This is a genomic window from Bacteroides bouchesdurhonensis (genome assembly GCF_900155865.1).
In the GTDB taxonomy this organism is placed as follows: Bacteria; Bacteroidota; Bacteroidia; order Bacteroidales; family Bacteroidaceae; genus Bacteroides; species Bacteroides bouchesdurhonensis.
The window spans coordinates 3,822,706-3,845,443 of the sequence record NZ_LT707006.1 but is presented as its reverse complement, the minus strand read 5'-3'; the positions used below and the strand labels follow the sequence as shown (position 1 = coordinate 3,845,443).

Below are 22,738 nucleotides of genomic sequence, written 5' to 3'. Positions count from 1 at the left end.
TTGATAAAATGAAAAAGATGACGAAGTTTTTCGCCCTTGCACTCTTGGCAGGTGCAATGGTTTCATGCAGTACAGAAGACACCGCACCTTCTACCCAGAACGATAAGGTAGCCGTGCAGTTTACTGGTGGTATTAGCGTAAACACCCGTGCTGCTGGTGTAGCTTGGGCTGATGGTGACAAGATTGGTATCTTCATGACAGAAGCTGGCAAGACACTCTCTGCGGATGTAATCAAAGAGGGTGTTGACAATGTTTGCTATCAGTCAAATGGAAGTATAGCCTTTTCACCTGTTTCTGGAGGTAAGACTATTTTCTTCCCGATAGATGGAAATGTGGACTTCTATTCTTACTATCCACAGACCACTGTCAATGACTACAAGGTAGCACTTGATGTAACAGACCAAACGAAACAAGAAACTATCGACTTCATGTATGCCAAGACAGAAGGCTGCAACAAAGCTACGCCACAGGTTGACTTGAAGTTCTTCCATAAGTTAAGCAATCTTATTTTGGATGTTCAACCAGGTAACGGTCTCACGCAAGAAGACCTTAAGAAAATGACTGTGACAGTGAAAGGTCAGAATACCAAAGCCACTTTCAATCTTGTGGATGGAACTATCTCTGGTGAAGAAACTCCTGCGGACATCACGATGAAAACTACCGAAGTTGGCAAGCTGTATGAGGCAATCCTGCTCCCTACAGAAGAAGCAAGCCGAGTGATAGAGTTTGACCTCAAGAATGGTTACGACGCTCCTTTCGTATGGACAATGCCTGTAAAACTTGAGGGTGGAAAAAGATACCACTATACAGTAGTAAAATTGAGTCGTTCTGCCGTTGATATTTCTGGAACCATTAAGCCTTGGACAGAGGCAGGAGACAATAATGAACATATAGCACAATAACAACACTTAAAATATAACGTTTATGAAGAAGTTTAAAATCTTATACATCGCAGCCGCAGCATTGCTGTTTGCAGCCTGCGCTAACGAAGAAGACGGTATCGGCAACAATGGTCCTGTTGCAGCCACAGTAAAGGCGGATATTTCCAACAATATCAAAACCCGTGGAACTGCAGACAACAACAGCTGGACAGCAGGCGATGCCATTGGCGTATATGCCACATCATCTGGCTATACAACAGGAGACAATAAAAAGTATGTAACAACAAATGGGGATGGTACTTTTGAAGCTGCTGACAATAACAACATCATCTATTTCAAGGACAACAAAGAGACAACATTTAGTGCATACTATCCTTATAACAAATTCTTAACTGATGGTAAAATGAATTGGAATATAGCTGAGGTAGAAGCAAACCAACCTTGTAAGGCTGATGTACTTTTTGCCTCAGGGGCTACTGCAAGTAAAGCATCTCCAACTGTGAATTTTACAGATGCAGAACATCGCTTTAAGCATTGTATGAGTTTGGTTGAATTCAAAATTAAGCCAGGGCAGGGTGTCAAATATAACAATTATAAATTCAATAGCTTGAATATGAAAGGAATATTTACAAGCGGTAAATTTGACACAAGAACAGGTTCGGTTGAAACTGCTGGTGACAGAGCTACTCTTACTCGTGTTTTTAATGATGTACCTTTTGAAAGCGAAGAAAGTTTTGCTTATATCATGTTGCCGCAAAGCCTTGAAAGCAATAAAATGGATATAGAGATTTACTTGTTGTTGAATGATAGCGAAGTAAAATACACAACCCCTATAACACCATCCACCAATGGACAATTTGAAGGTGGCAAAAAATATACATACAACATAACTGTTAAAAATACTGGGATTACTATAGAAAATGCTAATATAGTTCCTTGGGAAAATGGTGATTCAAGTGATTTAGATGCAGATATAGCTTTGTAATGGTAAAGAAGGTACAAATAGGAAATACAGGGTTAGTGAGCTTGGCCGCTCACTAACTCACTAACAATAAAAAACTGAAGATTATGAAGACGATAAAACAAAGAATTTCCTATGCGGTAATGAGCCTTATGGCTATGGGCTTTACAGCATGTACGCAAAATGAAGATATGGCTCCTACGCTGAAAGGGCAGGAAATCAATGCCACTTTCTCGGTTGGAGGTATGCAGACTCGTGTCAATACATTGGGAGACGGTAAATTTTGGGAGAATAAAGATAAACTGAAAGTAGGGATATTTACTGATTTCGTTGCTGGTAGTACGGCTATTCTTTCTTTTAATAGTGCAACAAACGAATGGTCTCGCAGTGGAAGTTTTCGTTGGTTAGATGAAGTCGACAAACATTTTATATTAGCTGTATATCCATCATCGGATGATTATGATCCATTTCATTTGGTATATGAATTGCCAACAAATCAAAGCTCACCAAAAGATTTGAAGTCTGCCGATTTAATAAATGGTCATTGGTACGGTTCTCCTTATGGTTATGTAACGATTCCAATGAAGCATCGTATGTCTTTGGTTACAATCATGTATCATGTTGGTACTGCTGATTATCCTAATTTGGACATAAGTAGCCTAAAAATTTGCTCACCTTGCAGTGGGGCGTCTTTTAAATTGCCAGACGATAAAAATGAATGGAAAATGGACACTTCCAATTATCAAGAGGCTAAGTTGGTGGATGCCTGTAAGACAGAAGATGGTGAAGTGAAAACTTTCTCTGCCATCATAGTGCCTGGAACGGTGGGAACAGACAAGGAATTCTTAAAATTCTCAATAGGTGAGAAAAACTTTGTGTCAAAGCTAAAATCACAAACGGAGTTTGAAGAGGGTAAACGCTACATCTACAAACTCGATGTAGGAAAAGACAAAGTGGAACTGACCAGAATCAGCATAGATAATATGACTGGTTGGACAAATGAAGAAGAACTCAAATAAACAATGGAGGATATAACTATGTGCAAGATATTTCAATACATCATGCTGGCAGTCGTTACCATAGTAATGGCGTCATGCACAAGTGATATAGAAGAAACAACCGCAGCAACAGGCAAGAGCAACGTACAGTTAGTTGTAGGTGAATTTCCGGCATTCGGAGATTCACAGACTCGTACTATAGGTACACCTGATCCGGGCAAGACTTCATGGGCAGAAGGAGATGAGTTGCTTCTGGCGATGACAAGTAAGACTTTCGGGACTAAGTATGCTGCTTTTAAATATAATGGCAGTAGCTGGGAATTGGCAAGTGGAGAGCTGTCTTATAAAGAAGACGAAGTGCCAACCTTTCCTCATGTATATTATGCCCCTAATTACAAATGGGAATCAGGCAAATTAACTTTGAAAGAAGGTAAGGTTGCTGGAACGGATGAATATATCGAGGGAAAAGCCAATATCACCCCTAATGGTCAGGCTATAACCGTAGAATTTTCCAAGGCAACACGCAACTATTCACGATTGCGCATTGCGACAAATTATAGTGAGGACATTACTGTTACAGTTAGTAATTTTAGTCCAGGCAATACTGTTGCCCTAACAGACAACACCTATACCTTGACTCCAGACAATAACGGTAATGTCTATTTGTATGGTCATTTTTCTGTTCAAACCTCTATTGGTATAAAATTGAAAGAGTATTCTTTACTTAATTATACATTTAGAGAAAGTACGATTGATGGCAAAAGTTATGCTTTGGATGCAAATGTTGTCTTTGCAGACAACATGGAGGCTGAAGATCTTGGGAAAACTATTAAGGAGCAATTGGATGCAGGAAAAACGAATATTAAACTCATACTTGCTTCTGATGCAGGAGAGAATGTATTTGCCATAATTAAAGATGCTTTATATGGTGGAACAGCAGGTAGCATAAACCTTTCTTTAATAGGATGCAAGGAGATTCCGACAACAGGATTGAGTAATTGGGACGGCAAGTTAGATGCTTTAAAATCCATTTATTTACCAGATATTACAAGAATTGGAGTAGAAGGTTTAGCCTATTGTGTATTTTTGGAAGAAATAAATACTCCAAATGTAACTTCAATACACGAGAATGCTTTTGGGGGATGTACAAACTTACAAAAAATTACTTTTGGAGAGCTAACTGAAGTGAAAGGGCTATCTCATGACTATGACGGAATCCTTGACCCTGGGGTAAACACTGAACGTATAAATTTAGTTTTGTCAGAGAACCAAAAAGTTATGACAAAAAACAGGCAAGGAAATGAATATTTTTGGACTCCGACAAAAGAATATTATAAAGGGAGCGTTGAGTATGGCAGCACATCGTTTCTCGAATATAAATTCAATTCCGTGAGCTTTAAAAAATAAGTTCGTAGTTTTTAGTACTAGTCCACATTCTATTATGTAGAATTTGGTTGCTTTTATTAGAAATTACCTATACTGGTTTGCATTGTGTGCTCTTTTCTTAATCGGGAAACGACAAGGGTCTATATGCCACGATGATAGGTGGGCGTACAAACGCAATTTTACGGAATCCCCTGCGAGATCCATCCAGCGGTAGGCGCCTTGAAGGTCTGCCGTCACGGGCAATGTCTGGAACCACAACTCTGTTCCTTTGACACCGCCGGGGGACTGTGCACCCGCTGTCACAACTCCTGCACCGAATAGAAGTAGCATTAGTTGCTTCATCGCTTGTGTGATTAAGGTTAATGATGGGAAAGGTTACCGGCCTTTCCAATGGATTGTGTCCGCTGAAGAAGTAAGGTAGGTGCGGACGGAGCTATAAAAGAGAGAATTTGGTCCGGAATATGTTATCCGGTTGAAGACATCATTCCGATGCCGACAATGGGAGGTATAGCTCCAATGGCAAATATAAGATTTTCTTTTGTTGTTGTAAACAAAAAGAAAAATAAAATTCACTTTTAACTGCGAGACTGTATAATAAATCATAAATCTGCAACATTATGCGATGTATGCATCTTTATTAACTACATGATAGCATCTACAAAATTTTTATTAACCATCTCACATCAGGAATTCTCTTTGTAATGCGTTTTTGATTGAATAAATTACAAGAAAAGCAGAAAGAACACGCCTTCTTACTGATAAGATCAAAACTTTAATATCATTTGTTTCTCTTTTTTCAGTTCTTTATTGATGGTAGAAACAATACATTCGTTCAACATGTATTTAAGTTCTTTGCTGTCCTTGACATATTGTCCGCAAATATAGTAGACTTCCTTTATAGGTAAGCGGTTGAACAACTCCATCTTGCGTATTTGATTTTAGTGTAGTTTGTTTACGCACTACCTTAATGGTGGTCAGATATGATTATTACTGCTCATGTTTGGTTGTCGTATCTCAGAAGTGAGATTGTCGTGGATTGTCCATGGATTTTCCGTGGACTTTCCATGGACTGTCTATGGATTTGTCTCATGCTAATGTCCACTTGTCCGGAAGCAACTCCCGGAGATTCCTGCTCGATTTGGGTTCGAGGTAATATGGCAGTTTTGTGATGACATGGTTCAACCATTCGCGCGGATTGACTCCACACTCCTTGCAGGAGCTGAGCAACGAACAGATGACAGCTGTATTTTTAGCCGCCTCCTGATTCCCACAGAACAGCATGTTTTTTCTGGTCAGAACGATAGGTCTCAGTGCGTTTTCCGCCCCGTTGTTGTCAATAAAGATTCTTCCATCATACAGATAGTGTCTCATTCTTGGCATGAGAGGATAAGTATAGGCTATGGCCTTTCCCATAAGACTGCGTTTAAGTACTTTGGGGTATGTGTTCTGAAGCCAGAGCTCAAAGGCGTCAAGCAGTGGTCCGGCCAGACGCTGCCGCAGTGCCGCACGTTCCTCATAGGAGAGTTGCCGCTCATCAGCCATATGCTCCACATTATACAGGTCTTGTATAAATTTAAGTCCCTGCATGGCATATTCCCGGTTTTCTTCCTTTCCTGACTCCAGATGCCTGCGTATGTGTGCGAGACAAGCACACAGATGCACATCCTCCTTCTCTTCAAAAATGTCATAAGCGGAGTAACCGTCACATTGAAGGTATCCCTTGAACGGCTTCAGGAGTTCGACCGCCACTTTCTGCGCACGTGAACCGTCGTCATAATGGAAGAAGAGCAGGCGCGGCATAGCCGCTCGGACCATCCAGATGTACTCCTTCGCCGCCTTGTGCCTGTCATGGTCTATAACCGGAAGCGTGGTCTCGTCAACCTGTATATAATCGGAGGAGAGTACTACCTTCTTGAGTTCCAGATAAAGCGGTTCCAGAAGTTCGCAGACGGGTTTGAACCAACCTCCCAATGTCTTTCGTGACAGCTTCACCCCCAGATGTTCCAGCTGTTTCACTTGTCGGTAGAACGGGACATGGTATTCGTATTTCTGTAAGAGGACCTCAGCGAGCATGGAAGCCCCGGGCATGCCTTTATATATGGGCATCAGTGGCATGGGAGCGGTTATAACAGTTTTCCTGCCGTTCTCAATGGCTTCCGTGTCATCCTTGAGGGCATACGTGGGACGTACCGTGTCTTTCACATAGAGATATCCCGGCTTCATCTCAAGAGTTCTGGTGTGTTCCTCGTCTATCTTGACGTATTTATCGGGATCAAGGCCTTCGGGTTCGATGACGACGGTAACCACAGGCAGGTCATCCATCACCACCCGGTTACGGCGGGATGTTTTTCCGGCGATCTGGACTTTCGGGACGGTAATCTGCGCCGCCGCCCTGTTGCGGGCTTCTTCGATTTCCGCCTCGACCTGTTCCAGATCGCCGTATTCAAAAGGGAGCATGGGGTCCCCCTTAATGGGTTTACATTTCTCACTCATCTTTCCGAACACTTTCCTTTTCAGCCATGCCAGTGAAGCGTTCAGATCAACTATCGTACTCCGGAGTTCCTCGATTGTTTGGGCTTGCGAGACAATCGTCTCATTCTGCTTGCGGTTGGTCGCCGCCATCACAGAAAGTTGCTCCTTCAAGGACTGTATCATTTGCACTAATGTGTCTTCCCTTGTCATTTCCTGATTTATTTGTGATATAAAGATAAGGAAAAAAATCGGGATAGGCAAGTTTGCAAAAGGTTTATTTTCAGTGTCTTTTAAGGCATCACCACCTCTTTCTCAGATCCCGCAGACGCCTCTGACGTTTTTTCTTGTCCTCACTTATTCCTTCGACCATCATCACCAGATCGCTCCACGTCATGGGATAGGATTTTGTGTCGGGATCATAATCAGGCAGTTTAAAAGTACCCTCTTCAAGAAGCTTCTCATACAGAACCAAGCCGCCGGTTTCCGCGTGAAGCAATTTGAGACGGTTTTTCGCACGATTCACGAACAGATAGACATCGCCGCTTCTTACATCACCACCCATCTTGTCATGGACAAGACCGCTGAGACTGAAAATCCTTTTGCGCATGTCTGTATAGCCGCCGCACAGGAAGTAGCGCATGTTATCATTTAGGCAGAACATTGGCATTGTATATTTTAGAGATAAAACTCAGGGCAGCCTTGCAACCGGACTGACCTTTAAATTTCAATTTCATCCCGTTGGGAAGTTCAAGGGAGATCTCTGAGTTATCTACAACCTTGCACGGTTGTCTCATCGGCCGGTAAGGTTCCGTAGCGGGAGGAGACATAGGGGCGGAATGGGAAGCCGGTAAAGCCTGTCGGTCCTCTATGATAATGGGACTGAAACCTACCATATCCTCCATGGGGGAACAGGCAAGCTCTTCATCTGTGATTTTGAAACGCAACTTCCATTCGTAAAACTTGGAGCGATGGAAACCCTCATTGTGACAAAAATCTGTTATACTCAAATTGCTGGCCTTCTGACGGCGAAGAATCCTGATAAATTCCTCACGCGTCATGTACTTCTTCTTTTGTATCATAATTATGAACTGATTTATTAGGATACAAAAGTAGGAAGCCTAAAGGCTTAGAAAAAGATGGATTTGTTCAGACGCTTACCTTTATAGCTGCGTTTCTAAATTCTTTAATGATAGCACCCTCTGGGATGAGTCTTTCTGTTTGCCAGTAATCAAGAACCCAATTAACCATGGTTGCGCGAAGTTGTTTTCTGGTATCTACAGACAGTTTCTTGAAAGAAAGTTGTTCCACCATATCAGATTCACCTGGATTTATCGGACAATCATTGTTCGTGTCGTATTGCGGACCATATTGCATATAGTCCTGCCACATTCCTAAGTCTTTTTCGACTTCTACATAACAAGTCTTTAGGTTTCTCTTCTTATTTCTCTTTTTACCCATAGGATAAGTTGGATGTATTTTACAAAAGTAATCAAAGTTTGATTAACGTTGTAACATATATTTTCTCTAAATAAATCAAACAAATAACTTCCATTGTACAGATACAATGAACCTTTTCTTATTTGAATAAAATTCTGTATAGTTCATCTAATGACGAATTCTTTTTATCGGACTGTCTCTGCATTTCTTCCTGGAGTTTCACTAAGTGATCTGTTCCAGATTTACCGCTATACTTGTTTCGTTTCCCTTTGTCTGTCCGGGCAGCTTTCAAATACAAATGGGCAAACTCAATATGGCCTTTCATGTTGGTCGTGAGGCTTGCAAAGTTGGTAAACTCACAACCTACCACAATGCCGGAGAATATGGAAATAATCCGGGTAATGATTCTCCATTCCTTGTACAACAAGACATACAGCTCTTCTTTCTCCATCGGACTCATGTCACATAGCTGAATCCGATAACAACATAGCAGAAACGAATAACGTACATAGGCATTCTTGTATAGGGGAATTGGATTCTGTCTGATACATCCATGTAGTTCCTGTAATTGCTTACACACCGGTTGAATCAAATCGGAAATAACCACATGTTCCGAGAGTAGCAGCTGCAGAACAATGCAGCAAAACGACTTTTGCAGGCTGTCACCTTCCTGAAAGTTCCTCGCGGCATAATCCAGTAAGTCTGTGACATCCGCCGGTCTGAACATATAGTTCAGGTGTGAACGGATGAGAGGATGGGAGAAGATGTGGTTATAGCTGGCTCCTAAAAAACTGATAGTGTAATCATCGCTGAAAGCCACCTTTCTAAGATGAAGCAATGTCCCCCATATCATTTTTTTTTGAGTCTCTTCATTTGCACAAGCCATTGAAGACAGAAAGTTGTCCACGACCCAGGTTCCGGCCTGTAAACTTTCTTCCAGCCTACTTTTATAAATAGAGGCATTGTATATCTCAATCCCCTTTGACTGTATAAATTCTGATGCCATATCGCATAAACATATTAGAACTCAAAGGTATAGAGTATTCATGAGATTACATCGTCCATTTGCATTTTTAACGGCCCGTATTACGATTTTTATCGCTTCTCCATAGTCAGTTCAGGATTGCTCATAATTGACTTACTACTTTCATCACTTCACGCACATACCTTGGGTCTTCCGCATAGCCAATCTTGTGTAGCCACAGCAGGTAGTTTCCTCCTTTATACTTGTACTGCACCTTGGTGTAATAAGCCCTGACACTTTCCGTCCAGTGGTTGAACTCATAGTACTTCCCGGTTTTGGGATTCGTTAGTCCGAACAGGTTGTGCCGGTTCCGGCAGAGCGGTGAACGGAACCAGCTCGTTTCTAGTATGGCCTGTGCCAATACAATCTTTGGATGCCGGATGCCATTGCGAATGATTTCTTGGTAGAGATTGGGAATAGTGAGCGCAGGAAGTTCTTTTCGTTCAGAAACCTCAGTTTTTTCAGTTCCCTTATCAGACGCTTTTTCGTGGGACACCCTTGCGTAAACTTTTCGGGCATATAGCTCCGAAAGCAGTTTTACAGGCACCTCTGGGGCAAGGGAGTCCTTTTCTGCCTTTTTGCAAGACTCATAAGCGCCCAAACTCCTCTGTAGGGTATCAGGAACCACTTTTTGTTGCTTTTCAGGTAGGATTTCCGTCTCTTTTGTAATTGTATAGAACTGTGCCGATGCTGAAGCGGAACCAAGAATCAACAGCACGGCGGTCAGAATGATGTTGTGCATTTCTTTTCAATGATAGGGTTGCCAATACTTTTGCGGGTGTTCAAGGCGGTTCCGACCGCAAATATATCGTTTTACTTAAACAATACGAAAATGCACAACATCAATCATTCTGAAAGGCTGCCCTACGAGAAGTTGGCGGCATTGGGCATTGACCGGGAAAAGGCCGACAGTCTCCCTCAGGAAGTGAAGGAGAAGCTGGCATCCGGAGAGGTCACCCCGCTCATGCAGGTGTCCATCAGTGCCCGTAACGGAGACATCATCACGCTTCCCCTCAAACTTCAGCTGACCACCGACCAGCAAGGTAATCCGGCGCTTATGGCTTATCCTGTCCGTGCCGTACTGGAAAAGGAACGCAACCAAGTGTTGCGATTGTCCGACCAAGAAGCGGAGCGGTTGGGTAAAGGTGAAGTCATCCAGAAAGCCGTGGAAGTCAACGGTGAAAAGACCCAGCAGTATCTGCAACTCGACCCCGAAACCAAATCAATCTTCCATCGCCGTGTCACGGATGTTCAGTTGGAACAGAAGCTCAAGGACATGGAGAAGGTCAACGACATCGAACTGGGCATGCAGCAAAAGCAGCAGGTACGCGAGGGAAAACCCATTGAGCTGAATGTGGGTGGTGAGAAAGTGTCGGTCGGTGTCGATCTGAAAGAGCCTCAGGGTTTCAAGCTCATCCAAGGGGACTTGAAGGAGTGGGAGCGACAGCAGAAACTTCGCTACGACGAACAGCATCCCGAGTACCTGGGACTGGTGATGACGGACAAGAACCGCTGGGAATACCAAAAAGTGGTAGACAAGCAGTCACAGGAAAGAGCTTTGAAATTCGGTAATCAGAAGGAAAAACATTCCCAAGGACTCAAACTCTAAATCATTACCCTTATGGTCAAGAAGAAAAATGCCGAACAGGATGTAGGTCTGGTACGGATGTTCAACGACATGAAGAAGAAGCATCCCGATGCGCTGCTCCTCTTCCGTAACGGGAACTTCTACGAAATGTATAAGGAAGATGCACTCAAGGCATCGGTGATACTGGCGCTGAAGGTATCAGACAAGATTCTGCCGCTGGAGAATGACCCCATCAAACTCCTGACTTTTCCCCGTCATGAACTGGACAAGCATCTGCCCAAGCTGATTCGCTCCGGTCAGCGGGTCGCCATTTGCGAGGCGATAGACCAGCCGAAACTGATGAAGAAGCCCAGGGAAAAGACCGGGGAAGATTTGAAAAGCCAGGATAAAGTGAAAAAAGAAAACAACCTCAATCAGGAAACTATGGCGAAAAAGAAGAAAGAACAGGCTGTGCAGGAAGAGCCTACCAAGACAGTCAAGACGGCTGCAGAGGAGAAACCTGCCAAGGAAATGAAGAGTGAACAAGCAACCGAGCAGAAAGCGGAAGCCAAGCAGGAACGCAAGCCACGTGAACCGCAGATGATTACCGCCAACGGCGAGAAAGTCAGCCATGGCCATGCCTTCCAGAGCACTACCAATCCGGCAGACTGGTACTTCACCGCCAAGATGGACGGCGTACAGCTGAAACCGCAGAAGATGGACGCAGCGGATTTGGCCGCTTACCAGAAGAAGGAAATGACGGTGCCCCAGCTGATGGAACGCTATTATCCCACCAAGCTGATGCCGAAGGTATCGGAAGAAGCGTTCCAAATGCCGAAGCAGTTGTCCGGTCCGGATGGAGCCATCACCATCGACAAGTTCAATGTCTATAAGGAAAAGGACGAACAGCGACCGGACTACGGCAAGTATAAGTTCTATGTGCAGATGGGCGACACCAAGATGTCGGCAGTGGCTTCCCGTGAGGACTTGAATGCCTACTTCGACCGGGTGGTCAGTCCTACACAACTTGTGGAGAAGAACTTCGGGGAACGACTGCACCTGCAGTCAGCCTACGAGAAGTACCAGCTTCCCGAAGGAGTGGACCCCAAAGGAGTCCGTGTGGCCAAGGACCACTCCGACAACAAATGGAAGGTGTCGATGGACCTGGGCGACAAGGGCAAGACCAGCAAGCATGAACTCTCCTTTGATGACGGCTACTCGCTTTTCAAGGCAAAGACTGCCACCCGGGAACAGATTGCGGCCAAGTACCTCAATACGGAAATTTCCGGGATGCTTTCAGCTGTGACCAACAAGCTGGAGAAGTCGGCTTCCATGAAAATGTAACGCAATCAAAAGGAACAAACGAATATTCAAGAAACAATAAAAGACGAAAAGATATGACAGCTAAAAAGACACACGAGGAGTTGGTGGAACTCCTTCAGGCAGGTAAAATCGGTTTCCTCCGCTTTGTGATGGACGGGGACAGTGCAGAGGATTATCTGGAGTGGTGCCAGACCCACGGCACAGATCCTTCGGATGAATCCGCAGAGTTTTATGTTGAACAGACGGACATCGACCAGATGGACCGTCAGGTAATGGATGACGAAAGCTATGGCGTATGGAACTAACACATCCGGCAATGCCGGGCAGGTAGCCATCGACCGCTTTGCCGAAATGATGATTGCCCGTATGGAGCAGATGAAGGCCTCCGACTGGAAGAAAGGCTGGATTGGGGGCGCATCCGGATTTGCAGGTCTCCCGCAGAACGTGGGTGGCCGCAACTATTCGGGTTCCAATTCCTTCTTCCTCCAGCTGCAGACCGCTGCCCAAGGCTACCGGCTGCCGGTGTACCTCACCTTCAAGCAGGCGCACAACCTGAAAGCCCATGTACTGAAAGGCGAGAAAGCCTTTCCTGTGGTCTATTGGGACGTGCTGGTCAAGGACAAGAACGGCCATAAGGTCAGTTCGGATGAGTATAAGACCATGAGCAAGGAGGAGAAGAAAGGCATGGACGTCATTCCCTTCTTCAAGGCTTTCCCCGTGTACAACATCGACCAGACCAATCTGGCAGAGGTACAGCCCGAACGGGTGCAGAAACTCATGGAGAAGTTCAAGGTGCCCGAGCTTCGGGATAAGGAAGGCATGTATGTCCATGCCGCCCTCGACCGGATGATTGAGACGCAAGGCTGGCTCTGTCCCATACAGGCAGACAAACGGGTGGACGGAGCCTTCTATTCACCGGCCCAGGACATCGTGGTGCTACCCATGAAGGAGCAGTTCAACATCGGCGATACCCCCGAGGAAGTCTACAGGGGCGGCATGGAGTTCTATTCCACCATGCTGCATGAGATGTCACACTCCACCATGACACCTGAACGGCTCAACCGCGAGATGGGCGGACGCTTTGGAGACCCGAAATACGCCAAGGAGGAACTGGTAGCCGAACTGACCGCCGCCATGATCAGCCACTCCATGGGCTTCGATTCCAAGATAACGGACAACTCTGCAGCCTATCTGGATTCCTGGATTGGGGTGCTGAAGCAGGAACCGAAGTTCATCGTTTCCGTCATGGCGGACGTGAACAAGGCTTCGGACCTCATTCTGGACCAGGTGGACAAGCAGCGGCTGGCACTGAACGAGCAGCCCTACCTGACGAAGAACGACCCGTTTGCCCCGTTGGGTGAAGGCGAAGAAGTGCCGTTCAAGAATGCGGCCATCGTGAAGACGCGCAATGGGGATTATGCCATCCGTGCTTCCTACGATGGTGTGGAACTGGGGTTGAAGAAGGTATCGAAAGATACGGCGAAGACCTACTTCCAACTGACGGACTACAAGGACAAGGCAGCCTTCCTGAACATGACGGCGCACAAGACCTTCGAGCCGGAGATAGCCAATCTCAAACGCACGCAGGCCGTGGGTGCCAAGTTAAGCATCTGATTTTATGTAGAACCTTCAATTCCATGAACCATGACTGATTACAAGGTAAACTTCCAGGACCTCAAAGCCAAGGTAGGCATCGACGATGTAGCCTATGCGCTCGGGTACCGCCTGGACCGAAGGGCCGGTGTGGGCCGCTACATGGAGCTGGTGTTGGGGGACGGCAAGGAAAAGCGGGATGTGCTTGTGATCTGCCATCCCCAGGACAAGGCTTCCCAGCGGTTCTTCCGCCGTGACGGTTCCAAGGGGGATGTGGTCACACTCATCCGGGAGAACCTGAATGCCTTCAACGTGTCGGGCAAGGATGAATGGCAGAAGATAGCCAAGGTGCTGTCCCGCTTTGCCAATATGCCTGAGCCTGAATACCGCGATGACCGGGAGTATGTGCAGTCAGTCAGGTATCACGCCACCTTCGACAGCTCCAGGTATGAGGTGAAGCCGATAAATCCCGATAAGATTCCGGCCATCTTCCAACAAAGGGGATTGTCTGATGAAACGGTACGCACCTTTGCTCCGTTCATCCGACTCATCCGCGACAGGAAGAACGAGAACTTTGACGGCTACAATATCGGCTTCCCTTATATCAACGGAGAGAACAATCAGGTCCGGGGCTACGAACTGCGGGGGTACGGCGGTTACAAATCCAAGGCGGCCGGAAGTGATTCTTCCTCTTCCGCATGGGTGGCTGACTTGTCAGGTGGCTATCCGAATGTGGTGAAGAGTGTCTTCTTCTGTGAGTCGGCTTTCGATGCCTTGGCGTTTTACCAATGGAACCGGAAGCAGCTGACCAATGAAATTGCCCTGGTATCACTGGGCGGCACGTTCTCTGACGGACAAATCCGGCAGGTGCTGAACCGCTTTCCCGAAGCCCGCCCGTTTGACTGTTTCGACAATGACCTGCCCGGTCGTATCTACGGCTTGCGCATGATGGCGCTGGTAGAGAACATCCCCATGAAAATCAACCGAACCCGTGACAGTCTGGAAGTGGAAGCGAACGGACGTTCCTTCCGGCTTGATCCGGAGCGTCCCTTTCAGGTGCAGGTCAAGGAACACCTGTCGGTCAGATACGATATGGGACAATGGCTTCCTCCCAAGGCTTTCAAGGACTGGAACGACTGTCTGCTCAACAAACCGATGGAGGTGCGGCTGCATCCGACTAAACAGGACCAAATCAATAACCTGGCCGAACGCAGAAATGCAGGCCCTAAATTATAAACGTATGAATGCAAGACGATGGAAACGCTCCTTGTTAATCGCTGCTGTTGGCTTATTGATAGGTAAAACTCCGCTCTTTGCCCAACAGACTGACCCGGCGCTGACTTCTGCCGTACTGGGTCAGACCGCAGCCTTGAAGAAGATCCACAAGGACCGCAAAAAGACGCAGGAGAAAATCATTGCGGCGGAAGTGGCTGTTACCGCTTCGCTGGAGCGGATTCACCATGTGGAAGACAAGATGCTGGACTACCTCTCGAATGCGCAGGGTGCCATGCAGAACCTTTACCAGATTAAGCGTGCCGGGGAACTGGTGGCCAAGGAAATCCCGCAGAACTGCAGCCTGCTCCTCAAATCAGTGGGCGGCAATCTGAAGGGAACCGTTATTGCGGCCATGGTATCGGATGAACTGACGGATGCTGCCACACAGATGACGGCACTCTTTCCCTTCATGAAACAGCTGGTGACTTCGGGCAAGTATGACGTGACAGGAGATGACGGAAAGAACGAGAAGTACAAGGTGAACCTGCTGAACGCTTCGGAACGCTACTACATCGCCAACGAGGTGGTAAGCCGGCTGGAAGCCATCAACACCAACCTGTTTATCCTGGCCTGGCAGGTACGCACGCTCTCATGGAATGACCTCTGGTTCTCGCTCGATCCCGAAGGATGGGCCAACGTGATGTCCGGCAAGAACATCATCGGCGGTATCATCTCCGACTGGAACCAGGGCTATAGCCTGAAATAGTAAATAGGTAAACAAGTAAACAAACTTACTAATCACAAAGTAATCAAGTAAGGAAATAAGAAAGTAATCAAAGCAACAAGTAACAGAATCATATAGTAAACAAATCATCCAAAAACAAAAGCGTATGGAAAAGAAAATAATCGGTCGCTGTCCTTTGTGTGGCGGCAACGTGGTAAAGACCTGCAAGGGCTACCGCTGTGAGAACAACATCGCCGAACAGCCAACCTGTGTGCTGAATATCAACGGCATTATCGGCAACCGCAAGATGAGTGACGAGGAAATCGCAGAATTGTTGGAGCACCGCTTCATCCTGTTGGACGGCTTTGCTTCCAAGGATGGAAAGGCATTCCCTTCCGTGCTGGAACTGGCAGACAACGGCGCCATCAACATGCAGTCTGTCATCGGCAAGTGTCCGCATTGTGGCGGCGATATTCGGGTGGGTACGAGAGCCTTCAACTGCTCCAACTACAGCAACCAGCAGGCGCCGTGCAACTTTGCCATCTGGCGCAACATCGGTGGTCACCAGTTGAGTCTGACAGAAGCCAAGGAAATCTGTGAAAAAGAAATCACCTCCAACGAACTGGAGATGTACCGTGATGACGGCACCATCTACCGCAAGCGTCTCGGCCTTTCTCCGGATAAACTCCAAATTGTGAAGATATGAAACCGGGAATGAAACTCACTATCCTGCTGGTGACCGCCGTCTGCTTCTGGAGCGGCCTGTTTTACTTCGCCAGCTGTTCCGACCATCCCGAACAACGGGCGGTGGAAATCGCAGAGAGAGCCCTGAAGGCAACCGTCGATAATCCGGAGTCCATCCAAATCAAGGGCATCAGCAAGGCAGATTCTGTATTTGGCAAGGAATATGTCAATCCACACGAGAAGGCTGCATTATCCATGCACCTGATGCAGTACGGCCACAAGTTGATGGAAGAAACAGACTACTTCCAGAACCTCGACAAGGACGATGCCGCGATGAGTGATCAGGTCACCCGTCAGCTGGATGCCATGACCACGCTCCGGGCTTTGATAGCTTATGGAGAAATGGAAGAAGCGAAAGTTGGGAAAGAAAAGGTTGCGAAGCCGTTCAACGGATGGAAGGTCAAGATAGATTTTGAAGCCAAGACCTTAAAAGGAAAGCCTTACCACTCGGAATACTGGTTCATCCTCGATAAGGAAGCAGAAATTGTAGTCAAATCATTTGAAATACCGCTGCTATGAAAATCAGACAATTAGTATGTGCTATAATCACAGGAGTTGCCACGTTGTTCACCTCCTGCGAAGAATGTGAGCATGAAGGAGACAGATCTATTGCTTCTTCCCTCCAGGTTGGTGACGTAGTTTGTTCGGATGGCAGTGTGCTGTCCAAAGAAAAGTTCAGTTCCTCCCAAAAGGAGCCGGTGGCCATTGTCTATCATGTGAACCGGAATCCGGAGATCAAAGCTTTGGGCTATGCCGTTTCCATCCGGGATGTCGCATCGACAGCCTTTGCAGACAGTCTGGGTGTCGAACAGGAAACCTCGGCTTCATTGGAGAAGGAAGACGGTAACGAGAACACCCATGCCATGTACCGCAACGAGGAAGTGAAATCTCCCTTAGCCGTTTATGTCTTCGATATGTGGCGCTATGGTCAGTCCGCCTACATCCCTTCGGTGAAGCAGCTTACTTACCTCTATCAGCAAATTGGGTTGGTCAACCAACGGATAGAAGCGGTCGGTGGATTGCCCATCAGTCTGCAGCCCGGTGACTGCTGGCTGTGGACTTCCACCGAAGTGGAGGGACAAAGGGATAGCAAGGCCTGGCTCTTCTCGATGCAGTCGGGTACCATTCAAGAGACTCCGAAGGACCAGGCGCATAAGTTCAGACCCGTGATAAGTATCTATTAGATAGTGTAATCTCTAAATGCAAAGATTATGAATGAATTACTCGTACAACTCCAGATGAAGATGGAGGCATTCCAAAAGGATGCAGCCCTTCAAGCCGAAAAAGGAAACAAGGCAGCCGGCCAACGTGCCCGCTGTGTATCACTTGAAATGGAACCGCTGCTGAAGCAGTTCAGGAAACTTTCGTTGGCGGCTTCGAAAAGATAAAATCAAAAACTTTACGTGGTTGCCATTCATAGGCAATGAAAAAACAAGAGGTCCTGATGCCATTCATCCATGCGCATTAGGACCTTTTGTTGCATCAGTAAACCATGTCTTTCTGTCTCATTTCTTCCCGAATCAGTTCTGCTTCGGTATGGGTCAGCTGGGGAAGCTGTACTTGTTCCAGACTCTCTTGCTGGTAAGCCTTCACTTCGTTGATGAGCATTTGCCAGTCGTAAAGGAACTCCTGACTGCAACCGTGCTTCTGATAAATTTCTTTGGCGGCTTCCAGTATCTCTCCGGCACAGCTGTCATTCCCTTGGAACACAACAGCCGGAATCTCGTTGTGGAAGCAATCTCTCAATAAGCGTATCTGATCTTTCATTTGTGTAAGGTGATAAAGTCTGTTTTATACCATGCCTTCCTGAACCTTTGTTTTCAGGGCCTGCAAAGATAGTGAGATTTCGGAAAGATTAAAAGTTAAACATCCCTCTTTAACAGCCGGCAGATTCTTTCCTTAGTCAGGCATTTCCACTCCCGATGAATTTTCCGATACAAAGAAACGAAGGGTCGGTACGGCAGCAAATGGCGCTTTGCTTGGCTGCAAGGAAAGCAGCCGGCAGCCTTCCACAATTTGTGCCAAATTGGGTATTCCGTCTGCTTTCCCCTTGCCACATTTGCCTTCTGTCCCTTACACCCTTCGTAAGAAGAGGTATCGTAAAAATCACCCGGGAGTGAGAAGCCGAAAGGCTTCAAACCAAAGGGAAAAAATTAGTTCAGCTATGGCATACAAACTTAAAGACCGAAAAGAAAAGATGCTCTACAAGGGCAGTGTTTACGAACTCACCCTGCAGTGGGACAGAGAGAGTCTCCGCAAGTGCTTTTGTGGTATGCCTCCTTTCTATGCACACATCCGCAAGGACGGCAACAACTTCGCGCTCATTGACTGCTATTCCACCGGGGACGATTTCAGTGTGGAACCCATGCACTCGCTTTTTGAAGAGCCGGAATGGATAGTTCACTTCCTCAAGTCGGACATCAATACCATTCCACTGCAGAAACTGCTGGAACTGCTTCCCATCTGATTCACGGAATAACGAACTTAAAAGAAAACGCTATGGACACTCCCATTGAAGCCATTCCCACATGGGCACTCTGCTATCTGTTCAACTCGGATGCAACCGGACTGACGGATGAAGAAATCGCTCTGATTGACCAGTGGTACACGGAGAATAAAGTCATGGGTATCACTACCGCAACGGAACAAGAGGGAGAATGTTTCCCTTACTTCTCACATTGTCCGGCTTTCGGACTTCCTGCCGAAGTGGTGGACTGCCACGTTATGGTAGGCTGAATACAGCCGGTGACTGCTGATGATTATTTACGCTTAAACATTAGGAACATATGAAAGGAACTGACCATTTCAAGGAACTCATCAAGAACTATCTTGATAACCGAGCCAAGGAAGATGAACTCTTCCGTGCCAAGTATGAAACCACCACACGCACCATTGACGATGTGGTCAACTATATCTTCCATGCCGTACAGCAATCCGGCTGCTGCGGTCTCAGCGACATGGAGGTTTATGCCATGGCAGTCCATGCGATAGATGAGCCCGATTTGGAAATCGGCAAGCCGATGGACTGCAATGTTGTAGTGAATCATCACATTGAGCTGACCGAGGAGGAGAAGGCAGAACAACGAGCCATTGCACTCAAACGATACCAGGAGGAGGAAATGCGGAAATTGCAGCAACGCAACAGCCGACCCAAGGCAGCCAAACCGCAACCCAAACCCATTCAAGAACTCTCACTCTTTCAAGGCATGGAACTATGAAAGCAAGAACGAAAATAGAAAAACAGGTGGCAGTTTCCAATGAGAAGCTGACCGCCATAAGCCCCAAAGTGCTCACATGGGCAGTGCGGAAAGTGGCAGGACATGTCTGCTTCCGGACTTCCGCACACAAGTGTACATGTGGCGATTGTGGCAGGCACTTCGACTATGAGGGAAAAGGGAAGTCGGTATGCTGCCCTTATTGCGGTACTCGCTTACAGATAAAGGACACCCTCAAACGCACCATCAAGGAAGCCTATTATTTTTCTTCCCTCGAAGTAATAGACCATTTGCAGGTGCAACGGGTCTTCCGCTTGGAAACGACCTTTCGAAAAGGAATGCCTATGGAGGTAGTCTACTGGGAAGCATGCCGTCTGTGGCTCAATGCCGAAGGCAGGTTGGCTGTCACGGCAAGAGCAAGGACATTGAGCTATTATGTGGACTGCTTTGATTGGGCATCCGAAATCACTTTGAAGCGACCGAACGAAGTTCACTGGCTCATTGCAGACACCTATGTTTATCCGGACCATCGGCTGCTGCCCGAACTGAAACGCAACGGCATGAAAGGCAAGTTGCCCGACTGCCACCCGATGAAGCTGATGAAAGCCGTGCTGACGGACAGCCGGATGGAAACCATCCTCAAGTCAAAAGATTTACATGCCGTGTCTTATTTTGTAAACCGACCTTTGGAACTTGACCGATGCTGGCAGCCGTATAAGGTAGCCACCCGGCATCATTACCGCCCTTCGGACATGGGATTGTGGGCAGATACCATCCGCTTGCTGGAGCAGTGTGGCAAGGACATCTGTAACCCCAAGTATATCTGTCCGCAGAACCTCAGAGCCGAGCATGACTATTGGATGAACCGACACAACCAAATGGAGCAGAAACGTAAAAGCCAAGAGCAGATGCAGCGAGCCAAACGGAAGGAAGCCGAGTTCTACAAGGAGAAGTCACACTACTTCGGCATCACCATCACCGACAAAGACTTGGTGATTTCGGTACTCGATAGTCTGGAAGCCTTCCAAGCCGAGGGAAATGCCCTGCATCATTGTGTCTTCCAATGCGAATACTATGCCAAGGCGGACAGCTTGATATTATCGGCTCATGACAAGGAGGGAAACCGCATTGAAACAATTGAGTTTTCACTGACCGAGGGGAAAGTGATACAGAGCCGTGGGCTGTGCAATACGAACACTCCGCACCATGACCGGATTGTCCGGCTGGTCAATGCGCATGCCCATCAGATACTTGCAGCCAAACAGACAGCGTAGATTCCTTATATATGTTCCGCTCCGACTTCCGCCGTAAGGTATGGGTCGGAGTTTTTATATTTGGATAGTAGAAATAGTTGACGATGTTAAAATGAAATCTAATGCAAATATCTATTTGTTATATAATAGAGTTTACATGATAACATGTTTAATTACGCATTGAAGTTAAGTGTGTAAATCTATATTTTATTCCCTTTGAAAAAAAACGATGTAAATATGTGATATACAACATATAAAATAGCGTATTGTTTTTAATAAAATATAGGTAAACTAATTATGTAATAATAAAATAATATAGTATATTTGTAGTATAATAATATAGTAGTAAAGTAATATAGTAAACCTATAAAAATGGTAGCAAAAAATATAACAATAGCCATCGGCAATCAGAAAGGTGGAGTCGGCAAAACTACTTCTACCGCATGTATAGGTGCAGCACTTGCCCTGAGAGGAAAACGGGTGCTGCTCGTTGACCTGGATGCACAGCAGAACCTCACGTTCACGCTGACGCAGAACGAAGACCCGGAAACAAGTATCTATGATACGCTGGTCAAAGACCAACCGCTACCTATCGTACCCATCCGTGAAAACCTGGACCTTGTTCCAGCATCACTGGACTTGGCAAGAGCCGAAATAGACATGGCTACCATGATGGCAAGGGAAGGCATCCTTAAATCCTGTCTTGATGAACATAAGGAGAAGTATGACTACATCCTGATGGATTGCTCTCCCTCACTCGGTATCGTGACGACCAATGCGCTGGTGGCAGCGGACAAACTCTACATACCGCTCACTGCCGAAGCCTTGCCCTTGAAAGGCTTGACCATGCTGGATGATATAGTTCGGGAAGTGAAACGCAGGGTAAACCCAATGCTTGAATTAGGCGGTGTTTTCTTCACCAGGTTCAATAACCGGAAGTTGAACAGGGAAGTGATTTCCATGGTGGAAAAGCGGTACGGAGAGAAGGTTTTTCAGACGAAAATCCGGGAGAATATTTCCATAGCCGAAATGCCGCTGTCTGGTCAGACCATCTTTGAGTACGAACCGAAAAGCAACGGTGCAGCAGACTATCGAACACTGGCCGATGAAATAATCAGTCGGGAAGAAAATAGGTAAACTATATTACTAATCACAAAGGTTATTGGTAACATAGTAAGTTAATCAGCAAGTAAACAAGTAATAAAGTAAACAATATGAGTAAGAAGAATTTATCCTTATTGATGGATGGCTTCATGGGTGAAGCCATTCCATCTGACCCGGTACAGGAACAGCCTAAGGAACAGGCTGTTGAGCAAGCAGCAGAACAAGCGAAACAGCCGGCTGCTCAAACGGATAAGATGGATAGTCCGAAGGCAGCACCTGCAAAAGCATCTTCGAAGAAAGAAGCAACCGAAATGGAAGCTACCGATAAAATGAAGTCCAAACTGGAAGCCAAACGCAGGGAGAATGTGGGTCGCCCCAAGAAAGGCGAAACAGCCAAAAGTGGCAAGAAGCCCCATGAAATTCGAGCCACCTTTATCGTAGATCCGGATTTACTTCAAAAGGTGAAGTACATTTCTCTTGTGGAAGGTGCCTTATTGAAGGACGTTATTTCTGAAGCTCTGAACAACTATGTGGATAAATGGGAAACAGACAACCGAAAAATCCGCCTGCCAAAGAGGAAGTAGAAACTTCTGCTGTAGTTCTGTCATTGCAAGCGCCAGACAGCAATAACAGGACTGCTACGTTATTTGGGAATTGAGGTCTATAAATATTCCATCTGCAGCATCTCATTCAAGCTGATATTTTTCTATCGTTTGTTCATTTGCATTCTTGTGCTGATGATTTTAATTTAAATTTGAATCGGGACAAAACTATGATTTTAAAGACATAAAACAGGCCAATTTGACCCGATTTTCTACGAGAAAGCAGTATATTTGTCCCG

General features: G+C 46.2%; 27 protein-coding genes. 20 read left to right on the top strand and 7 right to left on the bottom strand.

Annotation, left to right across the window (positions count from 1 at the left end):
- Nucleotides 1-8 precede the first annotated feature (8 nt).
- The 4 genes from CZ225_RS16605 (at nt 9) to CZ225_RS16590 (ending at nt 4,247) form a co-directional block, all read left to right on the top strand.
- Nucleotides 9-902: a fimbrillin family protein gene (locus CZ225_RS16605; protein WP_083714659.1), complete on the top strand. Its 894-nt coding sequence runs from the start codon at nt 9-11 to the stop codon at nt 900-902.
- A gap of 22 nt (nt 903-924) precedes the next feature.
- Complete coding sequence (locus tag CZ225_RS16600) at nt 925-1,866, top strand: fimbrillin family protein (protein ID WP_077154751.1); 942 nt, start codon at nt 925-927, stop codon at nt 1,864-1,866.
- 83 nt (nt 1,867-1,949) lie between these two features.
- A complete protein-coding gene (locus CZ225_RS16595) occupies nt 1,950-2,861 on the top strand; it encodes a fimbrillin family protein (RefSeq protein WP_071122457.1) in 912 nt (303 codons plus the stop codon).
- Between the two features lie 3 nt (nt 2,862-2,864).
- Nucleotides 2,865-4,247 (top strand): leucine-rich repeat domain-containing protein, encoded by a 1,383-nt coding sequence (locus CZ225_RS16590; RefSeq protein WP_077154750.1) that lies wholly within the window; start codon nt 2,865-2,867, stop codon nt 4,245-4,247.
- Nucleotides 4,248-5,312: 1,065 nt separating this feature from the next.
- Here CZ225_RS16590 and tnpC read toward each other — a convergent pair.
- The 6 genes from tnpC to CZ225_RS16555 all read right to left on the bottom strand — a co-directional run bounded on the left by tnpC (nt 5,313) and on the right by CZ225_RS16555 (nt 9,901).
- Entirely contained in the window at nt 5,313-6,908 is a 1,596-nt protein-coding gene (tnpC, locus tag CZ225_RS16580; RefSeq protein WP_077153017.1) for an IS66 family transposase, read from the bottom strand.
- Between the two features lie 88 nt (nt 6,909-6,996).
- Entirely contained in the window at nt 6,997-7,338 is a 342-nt protein-coding gene (gene tnpB, locus CZ225_RS16575; protein WP_234982990.1) for an IS66 family insertion sequence element accessory protein TnpB, read from the bottom strand.
- A gap of 4 nt (nt 7,339-7,342) precedes the next feature.
- Nucleotides 7,343-7,777 (bottom strand): IS66 family insertion sequence element accessory protein TnpA, encoded by a 435-nt coding sequence (tnpA, locus tag CZ225_RS16570; protein WP_077153015.1) that lies wholly within the window; start codon nt 7,775-7,777, stop codon nt 7,343-7,345.
- A gap of 67 nt (nt 7,778-7,844) precedes the next feature.
- Nucleotides 7,845-8,156, bottom strand: coding sequence for a hypothetical protein (locus tag CZ225_RS16565; protein ID WP_077154749.1), 312 nt, complete (start codon nt 8,154-8,156; stop codon nt 7,845-7,847).
- A 118-nt stretch (nt 8,157-8,274) separates the two neighbouring features.
- On the bottom strand, nt 8,275-9,141 hold the full coding sequence (locus CZ225_RS16560) for a hypothetical protein (RefSeq protein WP_071122453.1): 867 nt from the start codon (nt 9,139-9,141) through the stop codon (nt 8,275-8,277).
- A 121-nt stretch (nt 9,142-9,262) separates the two neighbouring features.
- Nucleotides 9,263-9,901 (bottom strand): glucosaminidase domain-containing protein, encoded by a 639-nt coding sequence (locus tag CZ225_RS16555; protein ID WP_071122452.1) that lies wholly within the window; start codon nt 9,899-9,901, stop codon nt 9,263-9,265.
- A gap of 90 nt (nt 9,902-9,991) precedes the next feature.
- Here CZ225_RS16555 and CZ225_RS16550 point away from each other — a divergent pair, with 90 nt between their 5' ends.
- The 10 genes from CZ225_RS16550 (at nt 9,992) to CZ225_RS16505 (ending at nt 17,713) form a co-directional block, all read left to right on the top strand.
- Nucleotides 9,992-10,768, top strand: coding sequence for a DUF4099 domain-containing protein (locus tag CZ225_RS16550; protein ID WP_071122451.1), 777 nt, complete (start codon nt 9,992-9,994; stop codon nt 10,766-10,768).
- Between the two features lie 12 nt (nt 10,769-10,780).
- A complete protein-coding gene (locus CZ225_RS16545) occupies nt 10,781-12,070 on the top strand; it encodes a MutS N-terminal domain-containing protein (protein WP_071122450.1) in 1,290 nt (429 codons plus the stop codon).
- A 53-nt stretch (nt 12,071-12,123) separates the two neighbouring features.
- On the top strand, nt 12,124-12,354 hold the full coding sequence (locus tag CZ225_RS16540; RefSeq protein ID WP_005938397.1) for a hypothetical protein: 231 nt from the start codon (nt 12,124-12,126) through the stop codon (nt 12,352-12,354).
- Nucleotides 12,338-13,663 carry an ArdC family protein gene (locus CZ225_RS16535; protein WP_071122449.1) on the top strand — a complete coding sequence of 442 codons (1,326 nt, stop codon included), beginning with the start codon at nt 12,338-12,340 and terminating at the stop codon, nt 13,661-13,663. Before CZ225_RS16540 ends, CZ225_RS16535 begins: the two co-directional genes overlap by 17 nt.
- A gap of 30 nt (nt 13,664-13,693) precedes the next feature.
- Complete coding sequence (locus tag CZ225_RS16530) at nt 13,694-14,878, top strand: DUF3991 and TOPRIM domain-containing protein (RefSeq protein WP_071122448.1); 1,185 nt, start codon at nt 13,694-13,696, stop codon at nt 14,876-14,878.
- A 4-nt stretch (nt 14,879-14,882) separates the two neighbouring features.
- On the top strand, nt 14,883-15,623 hold the full coding sequence (locus CZ225_RS16525) for a hypothetical protein (RefSeq protein ID WP_071122447.1): 741 nt from the start codon (nt 14,883-14,885) through the stop codon (nt 15,621-15,623).
- A 124-nt stretch (nt 15,624-15,747) separates the two neighbouring features.
- Nucleotides 15,748-16,287, top strand: a complete 540-nt coding sequence (locus CZ225_RS16520) for a topoisomerase C-terminal repeat-containing protein (protein ID WP_071122446.1) — start codon at nt 15,748-15,750, stop codon at nt 16,285-16,287.
- Nucleotides 16,284-16,844, top strand: coding sequence for a hypothetical protein (locus CZ225_RS16515; RefSeq protein ID WP_071122445.1), 561 nt, complete (start codon nt 16,284-16,286; stop codon nt 16,842-16,844). Before CZ225_RS16520 ends, CZ225_RS16515 begins: the two co-directional genes overlap by 4 nt.
- On the top strand, nt 16,841-17,509 hold the full coding sequence (locus CZ225_RS16510) for an Lcl C-terminal domain-containing protein (protein ID WP_071122444.1): 669 nt from the start codon (nt 16,841-16,843) through the stop codon (nt 17,507-17,509). The genes CZ225_RS16515 and CZ225_RS16510 overlap by 4 nt, the downstream gene beginning before the upstream one ends.
- A gap of 27 nt (nt 17,510-17,536) precedes the next feature.
- Entirely contained in the window at nt 17,537-17,713 is a 177-nt protein-coding gene (locus CZ225_RS16505) for a histone H1 (RefSeq protein ID WP_071122443.1), read from the top strand.
- Between the two features lie 94 nt (nt 17,714-17,807).
- On the opposite strand, the gene CZ225_RS16500 is transcribed toward CZ225_RS16505, so the two are convergent.
- Nucleotides 17,808-18,092, bottom strand: coding sequence for a hypothetical protein (locus CZ225_RS16500; RefSeq protein WP_071122442.1), 285 nt, complete (start codon nt 18,090-18,092; stop codon nt 17,808-17,810).
- A 208-nt stretch (nt 18,093-18,300) separates the two neighbouring features.
- On the opposite strand from CZ225_RS16500, the gene CZ225_RS24445 reads away from it, so the two are divergent.
- The 6 genes from CZ225_RS24445 (at nt 18,301) to CZ225_RS16465 (ending at nt 22,481) form a co-directional block, all read left to right on the top strand.
- Nucleotides 18,301-18,792 carry a hypothetical protein gene (locus CZ225_RS24445; protein WP_234983070.1) on the top strand — a complete coding sequence of 164 codons (492 nt, stop codon included), beginning with the start codon at nt 18,301-18,303 and terminating at the stop codon, nt 18,790-18,792.
- A 32-nt stretch (nt 18,793-18,824) separates the two neighbouring features.
- A complete protein-coding gene (locus tag CZ225_RS16485; RefSeq protein WP_071122440.1) occupies nt 18,825-19,061 on the top strand; it encodes a DUF6926 domain-containing protein in 237 nt (78 codons plus the stop codon).
- 50 nt (nt 19,062-19,111) lie between these two features.
- Nucleotides 19,112-19,543: a PcfK-like family protein gene (locus tag CZ225_RS16480; protein WP_071122439.1), complete on the top strand. Its 432-nt coding sequence runs from the start codon at nt 19,112-19,114 to the stop codon at nt 19,541-19,543.
- Complete coding sequence (locus CZ225_RS16475; RefSeq protein WP_071122438.1) at nt 19,540-20,814, top strand: PcfJ domain-containing protein; 1,275 nt, start codon at nt 19,540-19,542, stop codon at nt 20,812-20,814. Before CZ225_RS16480 ends, CZ225_RS16475 begins: the two co-directional genes overlap by 4 nt.
- A gap of 351 nt (nt 20,815-21,165) precedes the next feature.
- A complete protein-coding gene (locus tag CZ225_RS16470; protein WP_071122437.1) occupies nt 21,166-21,930 on the top strand; it encodes a ParA family protein in 765 nt (254 codons plus the stop codon).
- 77 nt (nt 21,931-22,007) lie between these two features.
- A complete protein-coding gene (locus CZ225_RS16465) occupies nt 22,008-22,481 on the top strand; it encodes a hypothetical protein (protein ID WP_071122436.1) in 474 nt (157 codons plus the stop codon).
- Nucleotides 22,482-22,738 lie beyond the last annotated feature (257 nt).

Coding starts and splice junctions, on each gene's coding strand:
- CZ225_RS16605 (WP_083714659.1), top strand. CDS start 9: ATGAAAAAGATGACGAAGTTTTTCGCCCTTGCACTCTTGGCAGGTGCA.
- CZ225_RS16600 (WP_077154751.1), top strand. CDS start 925: ATGAAGAAGTTTAAAATCTTATACATCGCAGCCGCAGCATTGCTGTTT.
- CZ225_RS16595 (WP_071122457.1), top strand. CDS start 1,950: ATGAAGACGATAAAACAAAGAATTTCCTATGCGGTAATGAGCCTTATG.
- CZ225_RS16590 (WP_077154750.1), top strand. CDS start 2,865: ATGGAGGATATAACTATGTGCAAGATATTTCAATACATCATGCTGGCA.
- tnpC (WP_077153017.1), bottom strand. CDS start 6,908: ATGACAAGGGAAGACACATTAGTGCAAATGATACAGTCCTTGAAGGAG.
- tnpB (WP_234982990.1), bottom strand. CDS start 7,338: ATGCGCTACTTCCTGTGCGGCGGCTATACAGACATGCGCAAAAGGATT.
- tnpA (WP_077153015.1), bottom strand. CDS start 7,777: ATGATACAAAAGAAGAAGTACATGACGCGTGAGGAATTTATCAGGATT.
- CZ225_RS16565 (WP_077154749.1), bottom strand. CDS start 8,156: ATGGGTAAAAAGAGAAATAAGAAGAGAAACCTAAAGACTTGTTATGTA.
- CZ225_RS16560 (WP_071122453.1), bottom strand. CDS start 9,141: ATGGCATCAGAATTTATACAGTCAAAGGGGATTGAGATATACAATGCC.
- CZ225_RS16555 (WP_071122452.1), bottom strand. CDS start 9,901: ATGCACAACATCATTCTGACCGCCGTGCTGTTGATTCTTGGTTCCGCT.
- CZ225_RS16550 (WP_071122451.1), top strand. CDS start 9,992: ATGCACAACATCAATCATTCTGAAAGGCTGCCCTACGAGAAGTTGGCG.
- CZ225_RS16545 (WP_071122450.1), top strand. CDS start 10,781: ATGGTCAAGAAGAAAAATGCCGAACAGGATGTAGGTCTGGTACGGATG.
- CZ225_RS16540 (WP_005938397.1), top strand. CDS start 12,124: ATGACAGCTAAAAAGACACACGAGGAGTTGGTGGAACTCCTTCAGGCA.
- CZ225_RS16535 (WP_071122449.1), top strand. CDS start 12,338: ATGGCGTATGGAACTAACACATCCGGCAATGCCGGGCAGGTAGCCATC.
- CZ225_RS16530 (WP_071122448.1), top strand. CDS start 13,694: ATGACTGATTACAAGGTAAACTTCCAGGACCTCAAAGCCAAGGTAGGC.
- CZ225_RS16525 (WP_071122447.1), top strand. CDS start 14,883: ATGAATGCAAGACGATGGAAACGCTCCTTGTTAATCGCTGCTGTTGGC.
- CZ225_RS16520 (WP_071122446.1), top strand. CDS start 15,748: ATGGAAAAGAAAATAATCGGTCGCTGTCCTTTGTGTGGCGGCAACGTG.
- CZ225_RS16515 (WP_071122445.1), top strand. CDS start 16,284: ATGAAACCGGGAATGAAACTCACTATCCTGCTGGTGACCGCCGTCTGC.
- CZ225_RS16510 (WP_071122444.1), top strand. CDS start 16,841: ATGAAAATCAGACAATTAGTATGTGCTATAATCACAGGAGTTGCCACG.
- CZ225_RS16505 (WP_071122443.1), top strand. CDS start 17,537: ATGAATGAATTACTCGTACAACTCCAGATGAAGATGGAGGCATTCCAA.
- CZ225_RS16500 (WP_071122442.1), bottom strand. CDS start 18,092: ATGAAAGATCAGATACGCTTATTGAGAGATTGCTTCCACAACGAGATT.
- CZ225_RS16485 (WP_071122440.1), top strand. CDS start 18,825: ATGGACACTCCCATTGAAGCCATTCCCACATGGGCACTCTGCTATCTG.
- CZ225_RS16480 (WP_071122439.1), top strand. CDS start 19,112: ATGAAAGGAACTGACCATTTCAAGGAACTCATCAAGAACTATCTTGAT.
- CZ225_RS16475 (WP_071122438.1), top strand. CDS start 19,540: ATGAAAGCAAGAACGAAAATAGAAAAACAGGTGGCAGTTTCCAATGAG.
- CZ225_RS16470 (WP_071122437.1), top strand. CDS start 21,166: ATGGTAGCAAAAAATATAACAATAGCCATCGGCAATCAGAAAGGTGGA.
- CZ225_RS16465 (WP_071122436.1), top strand. CDS start 22,008: ATGAGTAAGAAGAATTTATCCTTATTGATGGATGGCTTCATGGGTGAA.